At 36.5% G+C, this 22,612-nt stretch carries 27 protein-coding genes; 3 read left to right on the top strand and 24 right to left on the bottom strand.

The annotated features are described in order from the left end of the window. Window positions 1-135: 135 nt before the first annotated feature. The 13 genes from spoIVB to accB form a co-directional block, all read right to left on the bottom strand. Window positions 136-1,434, bottom strand: coding sequence for a SpoIVB peptidase (gene spoIVB, locus ACLBXA_RS03565; protein ID WP_002000940.1), 1,299 nt, complete (start codon window positions 1,432-1,434; stop codon window positions 136-138). A 118-nt stretch (window positions 1,435-1,552) separates the two neighbouring features. Continuing rightward, complete coding sequence (gene recN / locus ACLBXA_RS03560; RefSeq protein WP_000947759.1) at window positions 1,553-3,292, bottom strand: DNA repair protein RecN; 1,740 nt, start codon at window positions 3,290-3,292, stop codon at window positions 1,553-1,555. A gap of 264 nt (window positions 3,293-3,556) precedes the next feature. Then, window positions 3,557-4,006 (bottom strand): arginine repressor ArgR, encoded by a 450-nt coding sequence (gene argR / locus ACLBXA_RS03555; protein WP_001032580.1) that lies wholly within the window; start codon window positions 4,004-4,006, stop codon window positions 3,557-3,559. 142 nt (window positions 4,007-4,148) lie between these two features. Then, on the bottom strand, window positions 4,149-4,988 hold the full coding sequence (locus tag ACLBXA_RS03550) for a TlyA family RNA methyltransferase (RefSeq protein ID WP_000111874.1): 840 nt from the start codon (window positions 4,986-4,988) through the stop codon (window positions 4,149-4,151). Between the two features lie 3 nt (window positions 4,989-4,991). Next, complete coding sequence (gene dxs, locus ACLBXA_RS03545) at window positions 4,992-6,884, bottom strand: 1-deoxy-D-xylulose-5-phosphate synthase (RefSeq protein ID WP_000366457.1); 1,893 nt, start codon at window positions 6,882-6,884, stop codon at window positions 4,992-4,994. A gap of 301 nt (window positions 6,885-7,185) precedes the next feature. Continuing rightward, window positions 7,186-8,076 (bottom strand): (2E,6E)-farnesyl diphosphate synthase, encoded by an 891-nt coding sequence (ispA, locus tag ACLBXA_RS03540; RefSeq protein WP_000150374.1) that lies wholly within the window; start codon window positions 8,074-8,076, stop codon window positions 7,186-7,188. Further along, window positions 8,076-8,306, bottom strand: a complete 231-nt coding sequence (gene xseB / locus ACLBXA_RS03535) for an exodeoxyribonuclease VII small subunit (protein WP_000428424.1) — start codon at window positions 8,304-8,306, stop codon at window positions 8,076-8,078. The genes ispA and xseB overlap by 1 nt, the downstream gene beginning before the upstream one ends. Then, entirely contained in the window at window positions 8,296-9,654 is a 1,359-nt protein-coding gene (xseA, locus tag ACLBXA_RS03530; RefSeq protein ID WP_000415249.1) for an exodeoxyribonuclease VII large subunit, read from the bottom strand. The genes xseB and xseA overlap by 11 nt, the downstream gene beginning before the upstream one ends. A 26-nt stretch (window positions 9,655-9,680) precedes the next feature. Next, entirely contained in the window at window positions 9,681-10,541 is an 861-nt protein-coding gene (gene folD, locus ACLBXA_RS03525; RefSeq protein ID WP_000226733.1) for a bifunctional methylenetetrahydrofolate dehydrogenase/methenyltetrahydrofolate cyclohydrolase FolD, read from the bottom strand. A 23-nt stretch (window positions 10,542-10,564) separates the two neighbouring features. Continuing rightward, entirely contained in the window at window positions 10,565-10,957 is a 393-nt protein-coding gene (gene nusB, locus ACLBXA_RS03520; RefSeq protein WP_000830247.1) for a N utilization substance protein NusB, read from the bottom strand. Between the two features lie 346 nt (window positions 10,958-11,303). Further along, window positions 11,304-11,696: an Asp23/Gls24 family envelope stress response protein gene (locus ACLBXA_RS03515; protein WP_000807630.1), complete on the bottom strand. Its 393-nt coding sequence runs from the start codon at window positions 11,694-11,696 to the stop codon at window positions 11,304-11,306. Window positions 11,697-11,718: 22 nt separating this feature from the next. Beyond that, window positions 11,719-13,071 (bottom strand): acetyl-CoA carboxylase biotin carboxylase subunit, encoded by a 1,353-nt coding sequence (accC, locus tag ACLBXA_RS03510; RefSeq protein ID WP_000592870.1) that lies wholly within the window; start codon window positions 13,069-13,071, stop codon window positions 11,719-11,721. A gap of 16 nt (window positions 13,072-13,087) precedes the next feature. Then, window positions 13,088-13,576: an acetyl-CoA carboxylase biotin carboxyl carrier protein gene (gene accB / locus ACLBXA_RS03505; protein ID WP_000472862.1), complete on the bottom strand. Its 489-nt coding sequence runs from the start codon at window positions 13,574-13,576 to the stop codon at window positions 13,088-13,090. Between the two features lie 469 nt (window positions 13,577-14,045). Here accB and ACLBXA_RS03500 point away from each other — a divergent pair, with 469 nt between their 5' ends. Further along, entirely contained in the window at window positions 14,046-14,240 is a 195-nt protein-coding gene (locus ACLBXA_RS03500; RefSeq protein WP_003309905.1) for a hypothetical protein, read from the top strand. Between the two features lie 112 nt (window positions 14,241-14,352). Here the strand turns inward: ACLBXA_RS03500 and ACLBXA_RS03495 are convergent, their stop codons facing one another. Genes ACLBXA_RS03495 through ACLBXA_RS03455 form a run of 9 tightly spaced genes read right to left on the bottom strand, consistent with a single transcriptional unit; the run spans window position 14,353 to window position 19,862 of the window. After that, a complete protein-coding gene (locus tag ACLBXA_RS03495) occupies window positions 14,353-14,997 on the bottom strand; it encodes a SpoIIIAH-like family protein (protein WP_000914711.1) in 645 nt (214 codons plus the stop codon). 15 nt (window positions 14,998-15,012) lie between these two features. Continuing rightward, on the bottom strand, window positions 15,013-15,675 hold the full coding sequence (spoIIIAG, locus tag ACLBXA_RS03490) for a stage III sporulation protein AG (protein ID WP_000368886.1): 663 nt from the start codon (window positions 15,673-15,675) through the stop codon (window positions 15,013-15,015). Then, entirely contained in the window at window positions 15,665-16,297 is a 633-nt protein-coding gene (gene spoIIIAF, locus ACLBXA_RS03485; RefSeq protein ID WP_001161037.1) for a stage III sporulation protein AF, read from the bottom strand. Before spoIIIAF ends, spoIIIAG begins: the two co-directional genes overlap by 11 nt. Before the next feature lie 12 nt (window positions 16,298-16,309). Next, window positions 16,310-17,482, bottom strand: coding sequence for a stage III sporulation protein AE (spoIIIAE, locus tag ACLBXA_RS03480; protein ID WP_000946111.1), 1,173 nt, complete (start codon window positions 17,480-17,482; stop codon window positions 16,310-16,312). 10 nt (window positions 17,483-17,492) lie between these two features. Continuing rightward, entirely contained in the window at window positions 17,493-17,876 is a 384-nt protein-coding gene (spoIIIAD, locus tag ACLBXA_RS03475; RefSeq protein ID WP_079245909.1) for a stage III sporulation protein AD, read from the bottom strand. Window positions 17,877-17,899: 23 nt separating this feature from the next. After that, window positions 17,900-18,103, bottom strand: a complete 204-nt coding sequence (gene spoIIIAC / locus ACLBXA_RS03470) for a stage III sporulation protein AC (RefSeq protein ID WP_000020914.1) — start codon at window positions 18,101-18,103, stop codon at window positions 17,900-17,902. Between the two features lie 14 nt (window positions 18,104-18,117). Beyond that, window positions 18,118-18,633, bottom strand: a complete 516-nt coding sequence (gene spoIIIAB, locus ACLBXA_RS03465) for a stage III sporulation protein SpoIIIAB (RefSeq protein ID WP_000238702.1) — start codon at window positions 18,631-18,633, stop codon at window positions 18,118-18,120. After that, the gene (gene spoIIIAA, locus ACLBXA_RS03460) at window positions 18,627-19,553 is read right to left on the bottom strand and encodes a stage III sporulation protein AA (RefSeq protein WP_000665903.1); all 927 of its coding nucleotides are present in this window, start codon (window positions 19,551-19,553) and stop codon (window positions 18,627-18,629) included. Before spoIIIAA ends, spoIIIAB begins: the two co-directional genes overlap by 7 nt. 27 nt (window positions 19,554-19,580) lie before the next feature. Beyond that, window positions 19,581-19,862, bottom strand: a complete 282-nt coding sequence (locus tag ACLBXA_RS03455; RefSeq protein WP_000816050.1) for a YqhV family protein — start codon at window positions 19,860-19,862, stop codon at window positions 19,581-19,583. Between the two features lie 191 nt (window positions 19,863-20,053). Between ACLBXA_RS03455 and ACLBXA_RS03450 the strand changes: the two genes are divergently transcribed. Both ACLBXA_RS03450 and ACLBXA_RS03445 read left to right on the top strand, forming a co-directional pair. Continuing rightward, on the top strand, window positions 20,054-20,632 hold the full coding sequence (locus tag ACLBXA_RS03450; RefSeq protein WP_001164990.1) for a GNAT family N-acetyltransferase: 579 nt from the start codon (window positions 20,054-20,056) through the stop codon (window positions 20,630-20,632). Next, complete coding sequence (locus tag ACLBXA_RS03445; RefSeq protein WP_447617101.1) at window positions 20,613-20,933, top strand: hypothetical protein; 321 nt, start codon at window positions 20,613-20,615, stop codon at window positions 20,931-20,933. The genes ACLBXA_RS03450 and ACLBXA_RS03445 overlap by 20 nt, the downstream gene beginning before the upstream one ends. A 36-nt stretch (window positions 20,934-20,969) precedes the next feature. Here the strand turns inward: ACLBXA_RS03445 and efp are convergent, their stop codons facing one another. Both efp and pepQ read right to left on the bottom strand, forming a co-directional pair. Beyond that, window positions 20,970-21,527, bottom strand: coding sequence for an elongation factor P (gene efp / locus ACLBXA_RS03440; protein ID WP_000626513.1), 558 nt, complete (start codon window positions 21,525-21,527; stop codon window positions 20,970-20,972). A gap of 21 nt (window positions 21,528-21,548) precedes the next feature. Beyond that, window positions 21,549-22,610: a Xaa-Pro dipeptidase gene (gene pepQ, locus ACLBXA_RS03435; RefSeq protein WP_000411021.1), complete on the bottom strand. Its 1,062-nt coding sequence runs from the start codon at window positions 22,608-22,610 to the stop codon at window positions 21,549-21,551. Window positions 22,611-22,612: the final 2 nt, after the last annotated feature.

Below are 22,612 nucleotides of genomic sequence, written 5' to 3'. Positions count from 1 at the left end.
GCAACACATTCCATCATAGAAATACAACGAAACGTTCAACCCTTTTCTTTTATTTTACAACAAAAAACACCTCTTGCGGAGCTTTTACAAAATTTCAACGAATTTTTCAACAGAAAAAGCGAGCTAATATATATATTAGCTCGCTTTTTTCTCTTGATCATAAATATTAATTCCAGCTTGATGTAACATCCATTCAATATGAACACCATATCCTGATGTTGGATCATTTACAAATACATGCGTAACAGCACCAATTACTTTTCCATTTTGTACAATTGGACTTCCGCTCATCCCTTGTACGATACCGCCCGTTTTCGCTAATAGACGTTTATCTGTTACTTTTATTACCATACCCTTTGTGGCTGGGAATTTTTGTTGCACTGTACTAACAACTTCAATATCAAACGCTTCTACTTTATCTTGATCAATAACTGTTAATATTTTTGCCGGTCCTTCTTTTACTTGATGAGATAATGCGATAGGCATCGCTTTATCCATTATACCGTTTTTCATATTCGTATTTAATTTGCCAAAAATACCATATGGACTATTAATTGTAATATTGCCAATCACTTCACGATCTGGTGAGAATCTTGCTAATTTCTCCCCTGGATTCCCATGACTACCTCTTTCAATTGATGTGACTGTCGAGCGCATAATTTGTCCATCTTCGACTTGAATCGGCTTTTTCGTATCATTATCAGAAATAACATGACCAAGTGCCCCGTATTTCATAGAATCTGGATGAACAAATGTCATCGTTCCAATTCCAGCTGCCGAATCACGGATATACAAGCCAATTCGATAAGACGATTCACCGTTGTCTTTTTGTGGAGTTAGCTTCGTACGAATATATTTTCCATCTCTTAACAATACAAGATTAAGCGGTTCACCTGTTTCTCCACTATTATGAATAAACGGTGCTACATCACTCATTCTTTCAATTGTTTTACCATTAATTTCAGTAATCATATCTCCAATTTGTACACCTGCTGTTTCACCAGGAGATATTTTACCCTTTTCAGTTTGAATTAAATGATGGCCTACAACAAGTACACCTTTTGTATTTAATTTCACACCAATTGATTGTCCACCTGGAATTACTTTAAAATCTTTTAACACTTTCACATTTACTTTTTTCACTGGAAAACCAGCAAGCTGAAATACCATATCAGCTTCACCATTTTGATGAGAATTTACCATAAGTCCTTGTTTTTGTTCATTCGAACTCACTGTAAATACATGACGATTTGTGGATGAAGCTTTGAAAACTGGTAATGATGATATTTCTGATTGTTGTCCTTCAAAAACAACAAGTTGTTTCGGTGATGAAATAAACGTTCGAAGCGGTTTAAAACATCCAATAAAAACTAAAGAAACAAGGAGACAAAGACCTATTATTTTTCGAAATTTTTCTAATTTCAACTTGTTCACTCTCCTCGCTCCTACCCCACATTCAGCCTCTTGGCTTCACTTTTTAATCTCTCCTTGCAGTGCATTATTTATAACCGGAAGAATTAAGAAATCGTCATTTGAGAAAAAAAGCTATCCATTACTGGATAGCCTCTGCTGTCTGTTTAAAATGATGCGCTTGCGTAAGTAATTCTTTCGCATGCTCTGTCGTTAAATCTGTGATTTCTACACCAGAAATCATTCGAGCTATTTCTGTTACTTTATCCTCCATAGTTAAAACAGTAACTGATGTAATTGTCCGATCATTCGCTACTTGTTTTCGAATAAATAAATGTGAATCCGCCATTGAAGCTACTTGAGGTAAGTGCGTAATACAAAGTACTTGCGAGTTTACTGATACTCGATAAATTTTTTCCGCAATAGCCTGTGCGACTCGGCCACTTACACCCGTATCCACTTCATCAAAAATAACAGATGCAACCCCTTGATGCTTAGAAAAAATGCTTTTTAAAGCTAAAATAATACGAGATAACTCTCCGCCAGAAGCAACCTTTGAAAGTGGTTTTAGCGGCTCTCCTGGGTTCGTTGAAATATAAAATTCCACATGATCGTAACCATCCACCGTAAGTCTTACCGGTGCACCTTCCACAAGGGGTTCTTCTGCATTTCCTGCTCTCTTCATAATTCGCACTTCAAATTTCGTTTTTTCCATATATAATTCTTTTAATTCCTGATGAATTGCATTTGTAAGATGTTCTGCAAGCTCATGACGCATATTACTTAACAACGTTGCTTCTTTCAGAATAACACTCTCTAATTCCTTCAACTGTTTCTTCGTCGTTTCAATATGAACGTCTTTATTTTCAATTGTAAAAATTTCCTGTTCAATTTTATCTGCATACGCTAAAATCTCTTCTACAGTATTTCCATATTTTCTCTTTAGCATACGAATTTCATTCAAACGTGTTTCGATTTCATCTAAACGATTTGGATCATATTCCATCATATCGAGCTTTTCTCTCAGTTGATAGGCAACCTCTTCTAATAAGTAATAGCTATTTGCAATTGAATCATAATTCTCTTGATACATTTCATCTAAATGTGTAATACTTTCCATTTGTCCCATTGCACTTCTTACATTATCTAACCCTTGTCCGTCGGCACTTAACGAACGATATGCATCACCTAACGCTTTATAAATCTTTTCAAAATTAGAAATTTGCAATCGTTCCTCAGTTAATTCATTTTCTTCATCCATCTTTAAATCTGCCTTGCGAATTTCTTCATGCTGAAATTGAATTAAATCTAAGCGATGTGCCATTTGTTGTTCATTTTCACTTAACGATTTCAATTGTTTTTTTAATTTTTCATAGTCAGCGTATACATTTTGATATATGTCTAATTGTTTAACGATTCGATCCCCATCAAAGTGATCAAGCATAAACAGATGTCGTTCTTCATTCATTAAATCTTGTGTTTCGTGCTGTCCATGAATATCAACAAGTGATTTCCCAATTTCTTTTAATATGCTAAGTGTAACAAGCTTCCCATTTACACGACATACACTCTTTCCGTTCGCAGCAATATCACGCTTTAAAATAATCATGCCATCTTCTATTTCTATATCTAACTCTTCTGCCTTTTCAATACATGGATGCTTCTCATCTTCAACATAAAATAGCCCTTCAATCTCAGCCTTTTCTGTTCCATATCGAACAAATTCTGCTGATCCACGGCCACCTACAAGTAAACTAATCGCATCAATAATAATCGATTTTCCGGCCCCTGTTTCACCGCTTAAAACCGTTAAACCTTTTTGAAAAGAAATATTTAATGCTTCAATAATAGCAAAGTTTCTAATCGATAATTCCGATAACAATGCCCCATTCACCTCGTTATAAAATAATCCCTTACTAAAGGATTTTCTCAGTTCTTCATTCAAATAATCATGTTATATATTTGTATGTATATACTCTTCTAACCCGCTTCATTGTACCAAACATTTGTTTTACGGGTCAATCCATCTATTTTCTAACTTTATGCAAACAAAATATTATATTACAATTGAAAATTCATATTTTTAACCAATAAAAATATCTTGTTCACTTTCCACTTTACGATGGAAAGCAAACAAGATTTTTTGTTACAACATATTTAAGAAACGATCAGAGACAACACCTGTATCGTCAGGTGTACGGCAAATAATTAAGCAAGTATCATCACCACAGATGGTTCCGATGATCTCATCCCACTCTAAATGATCAATAAGTGCTCCAAGTGAATGAGCGTTACCAGGCAATGTTTTTAGCACAAGCATATGTCCTGCCGTGTCTAATTTTACAAATGAATCCACTAGATTTCGTTTTAATTTTTGTAACGGGTTAAATCGTTGATCTGCTGGCAAGCTATATTTATAGCGCCCATCATGTAATGGCACCTTCACTAAGTGCAGTTCTTTAATATCGCGCGATACTGTTGCTTGCGTTACATTAAATCCCTCATTACGTAAAATATCAACTAATTCATCTTGTGTTTCAATTTCTTTGTTTGCAATAATTTCCCTGATTTTAATATGGCGCTGACCTTTATTCATACATTTGCACCTCACACTATCTCTTACCATAGTTTAAACATTGGTATACTTCACTTATTTATGTTAACTTATAATTCGTTTCTTGTACACAATTGTTTTTACAATCATTATACAATTACAGCAAAAAGAGGAACAACATATGTTATTCCCCTTTCCCTTTTTGTTTTAGAACGTCATGCGCTTCTGTAACAACTTGCTCTATAGAAATCGGAGAATGATTTTCGCCATTCTCACGTTCACCATGCCATTTCAGATGAATTAAAAATTCAATATTACCGTCTCCACCCGTAATTGGTGAAAATGTTAAACCTTCCACATCATAGCCTTCTTTTAAAGCAAACTCGACAATCATTTCTACAACAGCTTCATGTACTTTTCTATCACGAACGATACCTTTTTTCCCAACTTGCTCTCTTCCAGCTTCAAACTGTGGTTTAATTAACGCCGCTACATCTCCGTTAGGCATAAGCATTGTTTTTAAAACTGGCAGTATAAGCTTTAATGATATAAATGAAACATCAATACTTGCAAATTGAGGTAAACCACGTTCTAAGTCTGCTGGTGTCACGTAACGGAAATTTGTTCGTTCCATTACAACAACACGCTCATCTTGACGTAATTTCCACGCTAGTTGATTGTATCCTACATCTAATGCATAAGATAATTTCGCTCCATTTTGAAGCGCACAATCTGTAAAGCCACCAGTTGATGAACCAATATCTATCATAACTTTATCTTGTAAATCAAGATGAAATGTCTCTAATGCCTTTTCAAGTTTATAACCACCACGACTTACATACGGCATAACTTGTCCCTTCACCGTAATCTCAGTATCTTGCGAGATTTTCTCTCCTGGCTTATCAAGTCTCATTTCATTTGCATATACGAGTCCCGCCATAATGGCGCGCTTTGCTTTCTCACGCGTTTCTATAAGTCCTCGCTCTACTAATAGTACATCTACTCTTTCTTTTTTTACGCTCATTTGTTACGCCCTTTTTTGTTTTGATGGAATCATTGTATGAATACGGTCTACGACAGCATCTGTCGTTAAACCAATTTCTTCTAATAATTTTGTTACACTTCCGTGCTCTATGAAGCGGTCTGGAATACCCATTCGTTCAACTAATGCACTATGGTAACCATTTTCAGATGCAAATTCAACTACTCCTGTTCCAAAACCACCAATTAAACAAGCTTCTTCAATCGTTAAAATCGGTATATTCTTTCCTAGAAGATCATGTAAATATGCTTCATCCATTGGTTTAATAAAGCGAGCATTCACTACTTTCACTGAAACTCCAGCTTTTTCAAGACGCTCAGCGGCTTCCATCGCCATTGGTATTGTCGTACCAAACGTTAAAATAGCTGCTTGTGTACCCTCTTTTAACGTCTCCCACGTACCGATCGGAATCGCCTTTAATTCTTCATCCATATGAACGCCAAGTCCATTACCGCGCGCATAACGCAATGCGATTGGTCCATCTTCATATTGCATCGCCGTATAAACTAAATGTTGCCCTTCATTTTCATCTTTCGGCATCATAAGCACCATATTTGGCAAGTGACGTAAGAATGAGATATCAAATACGCCTTGATGCGTTTCACCATCTGCTCCTACTAATCCTGAGCGATCTATTCCAATGAAAACATTTAAATTTTGGCGGCATATATCATGAACAACTTGGTCATATGCTCTTTGTAGAAATGTCGAATAAATTGCTAAGAATGGCTTCATTCCTTGCGTTGCCATACCTGCTGCCATCGTTGTAGCATGCTGTTCTGCAATACCTACATCAATCATACGATTTGGGAATTCTTTTTGGAATTTCTCAAGTTTTGATCCAACAGGCATTGCAGGTGTAATTGCTACGATACGCTCATCCGCTCTCGCTAGCTTAAGTACTGTTTCACTAACAACAGCACTCCATGCTGGTGCAACTTCTTTCGGCTTAACAAAGTCACCTGATTCAATTTTATAAGGTCCTGTTCCATGCCAAGTTCCAATAACGTCACTCTCGGCCGGTTTATAACCTTTTCCTTTTTTCGTAATAACGTGAACAAGCACTGGGCCTTTTGTTTTCTTTGCATATTGCAACGTTTCGAATAGCTTTTCATAATCATGCCCATCGACTGGACCTAAATATGTAAAGCCTAACTCTTCGAAAAAGACACCAGATACTAGTAAATATTTAAGACTATCTTTTATTTTCTCTGCTGTCGCAGCCACTTTCCCGCCAACTGCTGGGATTTTCTTTAATATATACTCTAATTCATCTTTTACCCAGTGATATTTTCCTGCGGTACGTAAACGACCAAGTACATTATGGAGCGCACCAACGTTTGGTGCAATTGACATTTCATTATCATTCAAAATAACAATCATATCTGTCTTTTCATGTCCAATATGGTTCAATGCCTCTAAAGCCATTCCGCCTGTTAAAGCACCATCTCCAATAATTGGTATAACATATTCTTTCGTTTTCTTTAAATCACGTGCCAGAGCCATTCCCATTGCAGCCGATAACGATGTCGAGCTATGACCAGTTTCCCATACGTCGTGCTCACTCTCACAACGTTTCGGAAAACCACATAGGCCTTGATATTGCCTTAATGTACCAAACTCTTTCGCGCGTCCAGTTAAAATTTTATGTACATAGGATTGATGTCCTACATCCCATAAAAATTTATCTTGCGGGCTATCAAATAATTTATGCAGAGCAATTGTGAGTTCTACTACACCTAAATTAGGCGCAATATGTCCACCTGTTTGAGAGAGCTCTTCAATTAAAAACTTACGAATATCCTCACTCAATCCCTCTAGTTCACTGATAGACATATCTTTCAAAAAACTAGGGTTTTGAATTTGCGTTAGATCCACATGGATCACTCACTTTCATTTCATAATCTGTCAACATGTCAAATATTATAAAAAACATTTACACAAAACAAGAAATTCTCTTTTCTATTTTTCGTCTTGTCCCGCTATTAACCAGTCTATTGCGCCCTAATCCTATTATAAACCATATTTCTTTAGGCGATGAAAAAAATAGCCGCTAACACGAAGTGATAACGGCAATGTAATCTACATATATTTTTGCCAATAACAAGAAAAGAAAAACCTTTTCCTACAGTTATATCATAAAATGATAAATGACTCAACAAATGAAAACGCTGTTATATTAGTTATTACGTTTTGCAATTAAATCGCAAATAGATAGTAAATATTCATCTTGTAATTGCAAGGAGCTAATCGCACCTTTTGCTTCTGCAATTGTTTCTTCTAAAATATCCTTTGCTCTATCTACAGTAAACAACGTCGTATATGTACTCTTTTCGTTAGAAAGATCACTACCAATCGGTTTCCCAATCTCTTCTTCGGTTCCTTCGACATCTAAAATATCATCTCGAATTTGGAAAGCTAGACCGATATATTTGGCAAACGTAAGCAACTTTTCTTCTTGCTCTTCTGTCGCATCAGAAAGTATCGCACCCGCAAGCACAGCAAATTCAAGCAGTTTTCCCGTCTTATGTTTATGGATGTACTCCAATTCATCAATCGTAAGGCGTTTCCCTTCAGCTTCCATATCTGCCACTTGTCCGCCAACCATTCCTTCTGGTCCTGCTGCTTTTGCAAGTTCAAGTACAAGTCTTACTTTTTTTTCGGCAGAAATTTCTTTTTGCTCATATGCCATAATTACTTGAAAAGCATACGTCAATAAGCCATCTCCTGCTAAAACTGCCATCGCTTCACCAAATACTTTGTGATTTGTGGGTTTTCCTCTTCTTAAATCATCATCATCCATACAAGGTAAATCATCATGAACTAAAGAATATGTATGAATCATTTCAAGAGCACAAGCTGCACCTACTCCAAGATTTCTTTCTTTCCCAAACGCTTGTAATGTTGCAAACAAAAGTAACGGGCGGAGACGTTTTCCACCCGCTTCCAAAGAATATGCCATCGCTTCACGAAGTACATTTGGACATTGTAATTCATTTGCATAGCTTACAAGTTTCTCTTCTACGAAAGTTTTACTTTCTTTCAAAAAAGTATCAAAAGCAATCGTCACTATGCTTCATCTCCTACAGCAGTAAACGGTTCAAGCTCTCCATCTTCCCCAAGAATAACTGCCATTTGTTCTTGTACATTCTTCAACTTCTCATCACAAAGCTTAGATAATTCCATGCCCTCTTTAAAATAAGAAATCGCTTCTTCTAACGGTACGTCACCTTGTTCTAGCTTAGAAACAAGATGCTCAAGTTGCGAAATTGCCTCTTCAAAGCTTAATTTATTTTCCATTATTCAATTCACGCTCCTCTATGCCTGATACGCTACAATCTAGTATTCCATCTTGTAATTGAACTGAAACAGCATCTCCAAGGCTTACATCTTTCACACTTTTTAACACTTGCTTCTCTTCATCATATACAAGCCCGTACCCTCTCATCATTACTTTAAGCGGACTTAACGCTTCAAGTTTTTGAGCAGCTCTTACAAAGGCAAATTCTTTCGTTTGAAGTAACGTTTGCATTTCACGTTGTAATTGCTTTTGCAACGTTTCAACAGCTACCTTTGTTTGCATAATTTTTTGAGATGGGTGGTGCTTCTCTAAATAAAATGAAAGTTGCTTTAACTGATTCACCTTTTTATCAATATAGCGCTCTTTCGCTAAAACAAGCTGTTCTAGCGCTCTATCTAATTGCTCTTCCTTTTGCTCATATACTTGTCTTGGATAACGGAACGCATACGATTTTTGCAACACTTGTAGTTTTTCTTCTTTTTTATGTACTAACTCTCTCATCGCTCTTTGCAATCTCAGAGTTCTTTGCAATACCTTTTCTTGTAACTCTATAATGTTAGGTGCTGCCAGCTCAGCTGCTGCAGTCGGTGTTGGCGCGCGTAAATCTGCAACAAAATCTGCGATTGTAAAATCCGTTTCATGGCCTACTGCCGAAATAATAGGAATTTCACTCTTAAAGATTGCTCTTGCAACCATTTCCTCATTGAAAGCCCATAATTCCTCAATAGAACCTCCACCACGGCCAACGATTAGTACATCTATCTCTCCCATTTCATTCGCTGTACGAATCGCTTGTACAATCGAGGGAGCCGCTGACTCCCCTTGTACAAGTACCGGAAATACAATAACATTCCCAATTGGATAACGACGTTTAATCGTTGTTATAATATCACGAATCGCTGCTCCTGTTGGCGACGTAATCACACCTATTGTTTTAGCGTAAGGAGGAATTGCTTTTTTATAAACTTGAGAAAAAAGTCCTTCTTCTTCTAAACGAACTTTTAACTGTTCGTACGCTAAATGTAAATTTCCGACTCCGTCAGGCTGCATGTCTTGAATATAAATTTGATAAGAACCACTCGCCTCGTAAACAGAGATTTTCCCTTTCACGAGTACCTTCATCCCATTTTCAGGTTTGAATTTAATATTACGATTATGACCCGCAAACATAACCGCTGCGATTCTTGCATTTTCATCTTTCAATGTAAAATACATGTGGCCACGGCTATGATTTTTAAAGTTGGAAATTTCACCTTTTAACCAAACAGACTGCAAATGCGGATCATATTCTATTTTTGTTTTTATATAGCGTGTTAACGCTGTAACGGTTAAATATTGCTTCTCCATTTCTCTCTCCTCATAGCCGACTCAAATTATTTACAAACGACACCTGCACGTTTGGCAGATTCAACAGTATTATGAAGAAGCATTGTGATTGTCATTGGACCAACACCCTTTGGCACAGGTGTAATGTAACCCGCAACATTTAACACGTTGTCAAAATCAACATCACCACAAAGTTTCCCTGTTTCTAAACGGTTTACACCAACGTCAATTACAACCGCTCCTTCTTTAATATAATCCGCTGTTATCATTTTAGGTCGTCCAACAGCTACGATTAAAATATCCGCTAACTTCGATAACTCTTTCATATTTTGCGTCTTAGAATGACAATATGTGACAGTTGCATTTTCATTTAAGAACAATTGTCCCACTGGTTTACCGACAATATTACTTCTTCCAATTACTACTACATGTTTTCCAGAAATATCAAGATTCGTTTCTTTTACTAATTCTACAATACCGTGCGGTGTACATGGAAGGAATGTATCTTGTCCCGTCATCATACGTCCCACGCTAATTGGGTGAAATCCATCTACATCCTTTTCTGGTGAAATTCTTTCAATGATAGCTTTTTCTTCAATATGTTTCGGTAAAGGTAATTGCACTAATATGCCATTAATACGGTCATCGCCATTTAAGCGATCGATTTCAGCAAGCAAGCGTTCCTCAGTAATTGTTTCAGGAAGTTCAATTAGCTCTGAGTAAATCCCTACTTGTTCACAGCCTTTTTCTTTTCCTTTTACATAAGAACGAGATGCTGGATCTTCTCCAACTAAAATAACTGCTAATCCTGGTACAATCCCTTGCTCTTTCAACTTCACAACTTCTTCTGTTAATTGTGCTCGTTTTTTCTCCGCAACTTCATTTCCTTTGATGATTACTGCTACCATTTTAAGATTCCCCCTTAAAGAATTTACAGTGTATCTTTTATATTAGATAAAACGCCGTTAATAAAACGACGAGATTCCTCATCCCCAAATGTTTTAGCAATTTCAATTGCTTCGTTAATTGTTACGTTGTGTGGAATTTCTTCCATGTATTTCATTTCATACACAGCTACACGTAAAATACTGCGATCAACAATACTAATACGCTCAAGCTTCCACTTTTTTAAGTTTTGACGAATCGCTTCATCGATTGCTTCTTTATTTTCTACAAAACCCACTACAAGTGACTCTAGAAACTCATTTGTTTCTTCGCCTTCATCTAGCGTGTTTTCCACTGCTACTTTCGGTTCTAATTCACCTGTAATATCCATTTGGTATAATGCTTGCATTGCTCTTTCTCTAGCCGTCCTACGTTTCATTGTAACTCTCCTTTATGCTTCAAGTCTTTCCTTATACTTTGTTATATTATTATAATTTATAAGCCGTCAATTCACTTACTCTTACAGTTTTCATTGATTTTCCAACCTTATAATACAATGATAATAACACAATTTATCGTTTCACACACGGGTTACAAGGCTGAAAAATAATAAAAAGATTAACTTCAAGTTCCATATCTTATCACAATGTACGTTTTTTGGAAAAACGACACATTTTCTTTTTTATTTCTTATTTTTTGAAATAGTATAATAATTAGAGGATTGTAATTTGTGAAGAAATGAAACGATAAAAAAGATGCCTATGTTACTAGGCACCTTTTCATTCTTACACTGGTTCGATTTCTGTTTTTTGTGTTTCGAATGTTACGCCAACGATGTGAACATTCACTTCTTTTGGCTCAAGTCCTGTCATTGTAAAGAGCGCTTGGCGAATATTGTCTTGAATCTTTTGAGCAACAACTGGAATTGCTACACCAAAATACATTACAACATAAAGGTCAACGATAATATCTTCGTTTGCTAATTCAACCTTTACACCTTTACCATGATTTTTCTTACCTAACTTCTCAACAACATCTGTAGCAAAATTACCGCGCATTGCCGCTACACCTTCTACTTCAGCAGCTGCAATACCTGCAATTACTTCAATTACTTCTGGTGCAATTTCTACTTTACCAAGAGTTGTATCTTGACCCATATCTAACATATGTTCAGCCATGAAAAAAACCTCCTTTAATGTATCACTGCGTCACAAGTTCATGCTCTTCCAAAAATTTCGTATTAAACTCACCTTTTACAAAATCAGGATGATCTAGCAATTGCAAATGGAACGGGATTGTTGTATGTACGCCTTCAATGACAAATTCACTAAGTGCGCGCTTCATTTTTGCAATTGCCTCTTCACGTGTTTTTCCGTGAACAATTAATTTAGCAACCATCGAATCATAGAAAGGTGGGATTGAATATCCCGGATATACAGCTGAATCGACGCGAATACCAAATCCTCCTGGTGGTAAGTACATTTCTACTTTACCTGGAGATGGCATGAATTTTTTGGCAGGGTTTTCCGCATTAATTCGACATTCAATTGCCCAACCATTAAATTGTACTTCTTCTTGCTGTAACGATAACTTTTCTCCTGAAGCAACAAGAATTTGTTCTTTAATTAAGTCCATTCCCGTTACCATTTCAGTAACTGGATGCTCAACCTGAATTCTCGTATTCATCTCCATGAAATAAAAGGTTTTCGTTTTATATTCATAAATAAACTCAACCGTACCAGCACCTGTATAATCAACCGCTACCGCCGCTTTAACTGCCGCTTCACCCATCTGCTTGCGAATATCTTCATCAAGTGCAGGTGATGGACTTTCTTCTAATAGTTTTTGCAAACGGCGCTGAATTGTACAATCACGCTCTCCTAAATGAATGGCATTTCCGTGTGTATCTGCCATTATTTGAATCTCAACATGGCGGAAATCTTCAACGTACTTTTCTAAGTATACACCAGGGTTCCCAAAAGCGGTACTAGCTTCTTGCTGTGTAATTTGAATTCCTTTTATAAGCTCTTCTTCATGGCGTGCAACACGAATACCTTTTCCGCCGCCACCTGCAGTCGCTTTAATAATGACTGGATATCCAATTTGATTAGCAAGCTCGATCGCTTCTTCGGTATTTTTAATAATCCCTTGTGAACCTGGTACAATCGGAACCCCTGCTTCTTTCATTGTATCACGAGCAACGTCTTTTGTGCCCATCTTTGAAATAGCTTCTGGACTTGGACCGATAAAAATCAAGTTACATTCACGGCATAACTCTGCGAAATCTGCATTCTCTGCTAAAAATCCGTATCCCGGATGAATAGCATCGCAGCCTGTTAACTTCGCAACGCTAATAATATTCGTCAAATTTAAATAGCTTTCTTTCGAAATCGTTGGTCCTACACAATACGCCTCATCTGCAATCTGTACGTGAAGTGACTCTTTATCTGCTTCTGAATAAATTGCAACTGTTTCAATGTCCATTTCTTTACAAGCACGAATAATTCGTACAGCAATTTCCCCACGATTGGCTATTAATACTTTTTTTATCATCACAAAGACTCCCTTATTACGCTTTTACAAGAAATAGCGGTTGTCCATACTCAACAAGCTGTCCGTTATTAACAAGAATTTCAACAATTTCGCCCTCTACATCAGCATCAATTTCGTTAAATAACTTCATAGCCTCGACAATACATACGATAGAATCTTTCGATACTCTATCCCCAATACTTACATATGGAGGTGTATCAGGTGAAGATGAAGAATAGAATGTACCTACCATTGGTGAGGTAATCTTATGTAGGTTTTCATCTTGAACAGTTTTCTTCTCTTCTTGCTTCGGTGCTTCTGCTTGCGCTGCTGCTACTGTCGTTTCAACTTCAACAGGCGCTACTGGTTGCATAGCTTGTTTTGCTGCAGGTGCTTGCACAGCAACAACTTCATTACCACGCTTTTTCATTTTGATTGTTGTACCGTCTTTTTTGTATTCAAATTCATCAATATTAGAGCTATCAATTAATTTAATTAATTCACGAACTTCTTGAATTTTAAACATGTAAAATCCACTCCCATACTCTTGTTTGTCCCGTTTTTACAGATTCTCGTCACAAAACTAGATTGACTGTAAAAATACGATGTATTCTATTAGAAAATATATTTCATTAACTAATAGAAATATTTACTATTTCCATCTTACGATAAATTTTTTAAACATTCCAATTTATATTTCTTTATAATAAATCGAAACTCCTGTAAAAAATATTATTCCAATAAAAAATTATTACCTAGTAATAATACCAAGTTTCACACGAAATTGGCAAGACCACTTCAAAAAAAAACATTCACTACTTTTGCAAAACGTTACATAGCAAACACGCCATTCCCTCTCCACTCTTCACCACATCTATAGTCAATAACATATTTTTACCAAATATTAATTTTTGTTTACACGCCGTTCATCATTCCTTCATATAAGAATAGTATGTTCAAAGTGTAGAAAATATATTGTGCTGAGGTGTGGAAATATGATATGGCTCATCCTCTTTTTACCTGCCGTAATCGTTTGGGCATGTGTTCTTTGCATCCACGTCAAATCCGGAAAAAGTAATCATCAGTACCATGAACCATTAATCTTTTACTCACAACGTGTTTCTCCATTCCGAGTTGAACATAGTAAAAATAACTACAAAGACAAAATAGAAAAAAGCTATCGAAAATGATAGCTTTTTTCTATTCACACGTACTTACATACTCTATTCCACTATTTGCATACCCTTTGCTTAGTAAAAGGTAATAATCCGCAGGGAAACCCCCTACGGATTAAAGTTTCACTTATTTCGCTGGTGGATCAAATTTCACACCTACATCTTTTGATCCGCCTTCACTTCTTACAAGTTGAATAATTTTATTTGCTTCTTTCTGTGAATGTTTTGCCGCTTTAACCGTTACTCTAATATCTGTACCATCAGCTCTTACAAGAGCATCTGGATATCCTCCTTGAGATTTAATTACTGTCTCAAGTAATTCTTGCTTCGTTTCCATTGTAGTGATTGCATCAAAGTTATCTTTCGCTTTACTCTTTTCTGTTGCTGAAGATTTCGAAGAATTCATCACTTCTTGTAATTTTGCTTTCGCTTCACTACGTTGATCTTCCATTTGCATACGTAAGGCTGTGAAATTCTCATCACTTGATTGAACTGATACATTACCCTCTTTTTTACTTGTTTCTTTTTTAGTATTTTCTTTTTTGTCTGTTTCTTTATTTGTTGTTTCCTTGCTTGTATTTTCTTTTTTCGGGGTTTCTTTAGGTGCTTCGTTTGTTACTGCTTTATCAGTACCTTGTTTTTCTTGTCCAATCTTTTCACCTGTTGCCGGCGATGCTGTATTCATTTTGTCAGGAGTTGTCACGTAATACACAGATAGTACAACAACTAAACTTAACATCGTTAATAGCCAAACTGTTTGTTTTTTTAACACTTTATTTCCTCCCTATCAATTTTTCGGTGAAACTGAAACGCGATGGGCTGGTACATCTAGCAGCCTTATCACAGCTTCTTTTACCATTGCTTTAACTTGTATATTATCCACTCCCTTTGCTACGACAAGAACACCACGTACTTTCGGCTTCTCTGTTCGTAAAACAACAGGAGTTTCTTTATCCCCTTCACGTATAATGACAGTCTTTTCATCAAGAGACTCGTCCTCTACTTCTCTCTTACCGCCTGTTTTATCTGTTTCACCTGTTGTTTGTGAGCGTTTCACTGTATTTTTTTCTAAAATTTTTTCTTCAGATGAATCTAAATTCACTTTAATCGTTACGTCTTTTACTCCTGCTATTTCTTCTAAAGCAGCTTTTAATTCTTGTTCATACGCTTTTTCATATTTTTCTACATTTGACATACTATCATTATTTTTTTGTCCGAAAGTTGGTAAGTCTTTTTCTTGGTTTTGAGTTTTTTGTTCTTTAAATACAGGTACTTCTTCTTTTTTACTTGAAAATAGACTACTAGAAAACATAAGCAAAATTCCAAGTATGAGTAGGACAAGTAAAAACTTAGGTGTTACCTTTTTACCCTTCTCGTTGCTTTCTTTTTGATCCCCATTCAATAAGTTTCGAAAAAATGAGAACTTCGAATTTTTATCTTTATTGTCCATTTACTCTACCTGTCCTCCCTTCCATTTGAACTTGGATTTGTTTACCCTCTAGTTGCCACCTGCTTGAAAAGAAATCTTTCATTTCCACATTCGTTTCTTCCACTTTTTTTGGAGGCTCTTTCGTATTAATTTCAATTGGCTTTACTGTTTCGATTGCATCATTTTTACTGCGTTCTTTTTCTTTCAACGTCACAACAACAGATTGAATATCTTTCGCCGACTTTACTTCTTCTGTATTTTCTGCTGCGACTATTTGTATTTCAGAGACAGTCATACCATACTTTTTCTCAAACTCTTTTCCTACTTCTTTTTTCATTTTGGTAGCCATCTCTTCTAAACTATATGCACGTGTTAGAGCTTGTATTTCTTTTTTCTTCGAATCTATTGAATTTTTTACAGATCCTTCTGCTACGTACTTTTCTTCATTAAAATTTGCAATTACTTCATTTACATCTGTCTGCAATAATTTAAAAAGAGGCGTTAAAATTAATACAACTAACAAAAGACTTACAACAAATTTAACGTATTTTTGCAAATTCGAATTTGGAAGAATAAGATGAAGCATTGTCGCTAAGAGCAAAAAAACGATAATATTTCTAATCCACTCTGTAACAAATTGCATACTCTTCACCTCCTACCGCATCATAAGTGTAATATTCCCCGCAGCAATAATAATTGTAATACTTAAAAAGAACATAAATGATACGATAGCTAAGCAAGCAAATACGTAAATGATGCTTCGTCCAATAATGTCTAAGCATTGAATAATTGCTCCGCTGCCAACCGGTTGCAATACTGCTGCTGCGAATTTATAAATAAATGCGATACAGAAAATTTGAATCGCTGGAAAGGCAACAATTAAGCATAAAATGACGAGCCCAATAATTCCGACTGTGTTTTTCAATAATCCTGATGCGCTAATAACAGTATCTGCCGCTTCTGTAAACATCCTTCCAACTACTGGAATGAAGTTTCCTGTTACAAATTTAGCAGTTTTCACAGCTATTCCATCAGCAACAGCTGTTGCTGTTCCTTGTACAGATAATACTCCTAAAAAAATCGTTAAAAAAATACCGATAATCCCAACGCTAACATTTTGCAGAAGCTTGGACAATTTCGTCACTTTATATTGATCACTCATTGTACTTACAATACTTAATATCGTTGCCAGTAATAAAAGTGGTAGAACGATATAATTCATAAGAAGCCCACTCGTATTCATTAAGAAAATGATAACCGGATGAAAAAACGATACAGATACAACCCCCCCGCCAGTTGCTATAAGCGCCAGCAAAATTGGCAATAATGCTAATATAAAATCTACCATTGTTTGTATCGTTTCTCTTGCATATGTCATAACGACATAAAAACTATTTAAAGCAAAAATAATAAGTACCATATATACAACAGCATCAGCAATTTTACTTACGCTACTTTTTGAAAAAGCGGATTGCAGTGATTGCAACAATGCACTAAAGATTGTGAGCATAATAAGTGTGCCAAGCAGTTTTCCATTAGCTGCAAGCTCATGAAATAAATATTTTAATAACCCTATCATCCACTCTTTTAGAGAGAATTCTTTTTCTCCCTTTACAAACTCCATAAAGCTCCCTTTTTGACTCTCTGGCAAATAGCCTCCATATTTTGTAACAAGCCCGTCCCAAAATTGCTTCACATCTTCAATTCCGAGCTTATCCAATTGTTGATCAACGACGTTTGTTTCTACAGGAGAAGCTTGTACAACAACCGGTAAAGAAAAGAAAAGGAAGCAAGCAAATAGCAGCTTAGCTCCAAACCTCCTCAACATTCACTCCCCCTTATCCCGTCGGTAAAAATCCGAGAATAGTTTCAATTACAACCGTCAAAATAGGAATTGCCATAACGAGAATGAGGATTTTCCCAGCAAGTTCAATTTTCGAAGCGATGGCACCTTGACCAGCATCTTTTGTAATTTGGGCTCCAAACTCAGCAATATAAGCAATTCCAATAATCTTTAGTAACGTTTCCACATAGACGTTACTAACTTTCGCTTCACTCGCTACTCTCTCAATCATTTGTAAAATAGCATGAATTTGATCAATTAAAATAAGAAACATCACGCTACCTACGAACACAATAAATAAAGATGTAATGCTAGATTTATGCTGGTTCAAAACAGCAGCTAAAAACGTAGCAACGAGGCCTAATCCGACAATTTGTATAATTTCGATTCGAACCGCCTCCTTTACTGGAAGAGAAAGACACTTTTAATCTTGTCGAATAGCGTATTAATTAAAAATGCGACATGAAATAAAATGACGACAAAACCGACAAGGATAACCCAATTTGCAATATCCTCACGCTTCAATTCTTTTAGTACAGTATGAATGAAAGCTAAAACAATGCCGATTCCGGCGATTTGAAATATTAATCCAACATCAATGGACATCGCCTTTCTCCCCCCTATAGCAGTAAAATTACAATAAGTAGCCCTGCTAGTACCCCTAAGCTCTTGATCATTTTCTCGTATTGCAGTTGTAAAGCTTTTGCTTCCTCTTCTTCTCTCTCCAAATGTGTAATACATAAGCGAATATGTTTTTGTTGTGATTCACGATCATGTTGCCCGAGCGTTTCACCAAATTGCTGCAGTATTTCATACTCGGTTTGTTGAAACGCCGTCAACTTCCAATTCTCTTTCAAACTATCTATCCAAGCTTCCCTTACTGTTTGTTCTCCACTTTCTAGTTTTTTAGCGAAACTTTGAAAGATCCAATTTAATGGCTTCGGCATTTGTTTAACTAATCGCTCGGCAGCCTCAGATAAAGGTGTGTGTCCATACATAATTTCTGCCTCTAATGATTGAAGTGCTGATTTTAATAATCTAAGTTGCCTCGGCCTTTCACTGTATCTTTTAGCGTATGAAAACCCGAAAAAGGTGCTGACCGCAACGATTAACACTGCACCAAATATTTTCACCATACGCCCTCAGCCTTTCTATTTGATAACACTGGTTTTCCATATTTATCTTTCACCTGCATAACCGTTCCTGGACCCCTCGCTTTTGACAACTCCACAAACCTATCAAATATACGAAGCTCTAGCACTGCCTTGAGCGATGGACGTCTCACAACATCCTCATAGGAAAATCCGTGTGCGCTTATAAAAAGCTGAACACCTGCATGCACTGCCTCCATAATTGCTTCACTATCTTCTTTACGACCAATTTCATCTACGATCAAAATATCAGGACTCATAGAACGAATCATCATCATCATTCCTTCTGCCTTTGGACATGCGTCTAACACATCGACTCGGGTACCAAAATCATATTGCGGGATCCCTTTCACACAGCCGGCAATTTCTGACCGTTCATCAACGATCCCCACTTTACAGGAAGGAATTTCCGAAGCACTTACCCCTTGACTCATGCAACGTGCTACATCTCTTAAAAGCGTCGTTTTTCCCGTTTGCGGAGGGCCAATTACCATCGTGTTTAACCATCTTTTTTCATACAAATATGGCAAAAGCGGTTCAGCAATCCCTATTTTTTGACGAGCAATACGAATATTAAAGGAAGAGACATCACGAATCATTTTCACTGCGCTTTTTTCTGTAATGACTTTTCCCGCTAACCCGATTCTATGCCCCCCGCGAAGCGTCACATACCCACGTTTTAATTCCTCTTCCATCGTATAAATTGAGAATTGACTTAACTTATTCAATAAGTAAATAGCATCCTCTGCAGTAGTGATATAGTCATAAAAAAACACCTTTCCGTGTGCAATACACTCTAGCGGTCTTCCAATTCGAACACGAATTTCCTCTAAAGCATCGTATTGCTCACATTCTTCAATTAAGTACTTCATCGTTTTTGGTAAAACTTCTAATACCTCTTTCATCGGCTTCTCCCCACTATACTCGACTTACTATTTCAGTAATGCGATAAAAATACAGCAAATTCCAAGCGCTAGAAAAAAGAGCTTCAAGAAAGAAATTTCACTTGCTACACTCGCTATCCCAATTGTCATTGTTAAAATTAATACGGTAGGTCCAACAAACGCCAACATACCATTTATAAACAACGCTTTCTTCGCATCATTCACATAAAGCATAAGCAAAGCAGCAAATATCTCCGCACTACCTGAAAATAATCGAAGTGCCCCCATAACAAGCACGGATGTTTCCATTGCCGCTAGCCACTGTTTCATTCTTCCACCTTCTCCCGTAACAGTTACTAACTTCGTATTCTAAAAAAGAATATATTTGTACAACCATATGCAGAGGTTGTCTATTTCAGAAGTAAAAACATAATTTTTCTCTAAAGTCTGAATTACAATCTGAATATTCATATTATTTCATGGTATATTATGGTATATTTAGTTTAAAAGGGGTTTAAACCATGCAGCACGTCACTTTATTACCACTAGATTTATGCTATACAAATGTGATTTTCGAGCTATCAAGTGATCCACATATAAAAAATGCATTGGGGATAACGGTAGAAAACATCGAAGACACGAAAACATTTCTTCTTTTCGCAATAGAAGAAGAGCGTCAAAAGAAATCCTTATCGAGAATGATTGTGAATGAAGAAAATGAAATAATTGGCCTCACCACACTTAAACATATTAATAATGAGAAAAAGCAATCTCACATTGGTAGTTGGCTCGGCTATCCGTACTGGGGAAAAGGCTATAACGAGGCTGCTAAAAAAGAAATCTTTAAAATCGCCTTTTTAGACTTACAACTTTCCTACGTATTTGCTGGTGCTAAAACGAATAATATCCGCTCTTTAAAAGCACAAGAAAAACTACCTTATATTTCATTGCATGTGGAAAACAAGTTTCCAGACGAACACGCTGCACTAGAGAAAGAAGTAAAGTCACCTTGCTCTCTGCATGTCGTGTCACGTGAAAATTTTTTAAACTGGTTGAAATTACAGAATGAGGAGGCAAAATATGAAGGTATTGAAAGTTAGTTTAACCGTTGTAGTAGAATTAGCTCTTATTTATCTTTTTTCATTATTGGCCGGTTGGTCATTTATAGAGACCTTTTTCCTTGGTAGTTTAGCAATATTTGCAATTATGTGGTTAATTATTATGAGTAACCATAGAAATAACATTACAGATCACGCAATAAGTAAAACATTAACTGGCGTTGAGACTGGCGAAATAAAGCCATTTCAAATTGTTTTGACTCCATCTATTATGGGTACTCTTTCACTTGTTTTAGTCAGTTTTATAATAACAGTTATTTACTATCTACCCTATTTCCTATAAAAAAAGCACTCGTGAATTATCACGAGTGCTTTTTTACTATGCACGAGAAACGTATTTACCTTCACCAGTGTTGATGATAAGCATTTCGCCTTCGTTAATGAAGATTGGTACTTGTACAACAAGACCAGTTTCTAATGTAGCTGGTTTTGTTACGTTAGAAGCAGTATCACCTTTAATACCAGGCTCTGTTTCTGTAACTTGTAATTCAACTGTGTTTGGAAGTTCAACACCAAGTACTTCGCCTTGGTAAGTCATAATTGCTACTTCCATGTTTTCTTTTAGGAATTTAAGCTCGCGCTCGATTTGTTTTTCACCAAGTTCGATTTGCTCATAAGTTCCGTTATCCATAAATACGTGAGCCTCACCGCTTGCGTATAAGTATTGCATACGACGGTTTTCGATGTGTGCTTTTTCTACTTTCTCACCTGCACGGAATGTTTTCTCTTGAACAGAACCTGTGCGAATGTTACGTAGTTTAGAACGAACGAATGCAGCACCTTTACCTGGCTTTACGTGTTGGAAATCAAGTACTTGCCAAAGGGCATTGTCCACTGAAATTGTTAAACCTGTACGAAAATCGTTTACTGAAATCATGTAAAAAAATCCTCCTGTGTATTACAAAATAATAAGTTCTTTTGGTGATTTCGTAATTACTTCATTACCTTCACTTGTCACAATGATATCATCTTCAATACGTACGCCCCCAATACCTGGAATATAAATACCTGGCTCTACTGTTACAGCCATACCTGGTTCAAGTACTGTATCAGAACGGAACGCTAAACCTGGTGCTTCATGGAGTTCAAGACCTATTCCATGACCAGTAGTGTGTCCAAAGTATTCACCATATCCTTTTTCCGTTATGTAGTCACGCGTTAGCGCATCAGCCTCGCGACCTGTTAAACCAGCTTTAATACCGTTCACACCACGTAGTTGTGCTTCTAAAACGATATTATAAATTTCTTTTAATTTATCAGATGGTTCACCGACTGCAATCGTACGAGTAATATCAGAGCAATATCCTTTGTAATAAGCGCCGAAGTCTAATGTAACGAAATCTCCTGTTTCTATCACTTTTTCAGATGCCACGCCGTGCGGTAATGCCGAACGAAGACCTGAAGCAACGATAATATCAAACGAAGAAGATGTTGCTCCTTGTTTTCTCATGAAAAATTCAAGTTCATTTGACACTTCAATTTCAGATACTCCCGGGCGAATGAATGATAGAATATGCTCAAAGGCAGCATCTGCAATCTGTGCAGCTTCCTTTAATATCTTAATCTCTGAATCAGTCTTTATCAAGCGTAACTTTTCTACAAGTCCAGAAGTCGGGATAAATTCAGCATCAATCGCTTCCTTATGCACTGAATAAGAACTATATGTAAGAGTATCTTGCTCAAAACCAAGTTTTTGAATTCCAAGCTCTTTCACTTGCTTTGCCACTTCATCAATGATCAATCCTGCGTGCTGTACAACCTCATATCCAACCGCTTGTTTACTTGCCTGCTCGACGTAACGGAAATCTGTAATAAATTGAGCACGATCTTTTGAAATAAGAACAACGCCTGCTGTTCCTGTGAAGTTAGCCATATATCTACGACTATGTTCATTTGTTAACAAAATACCGTCAATGCCAGCCTCATCAAATGCACTTCGTAATCCTTCAATTTTCTCCATTA

The organism is Bacillus sp. D48C (assembly GCF_053345735.1).
Note: the sequence above shows the minus strand (reverse complement) of the source record. Positions and strands in the feature narration are given on the sequence as shown.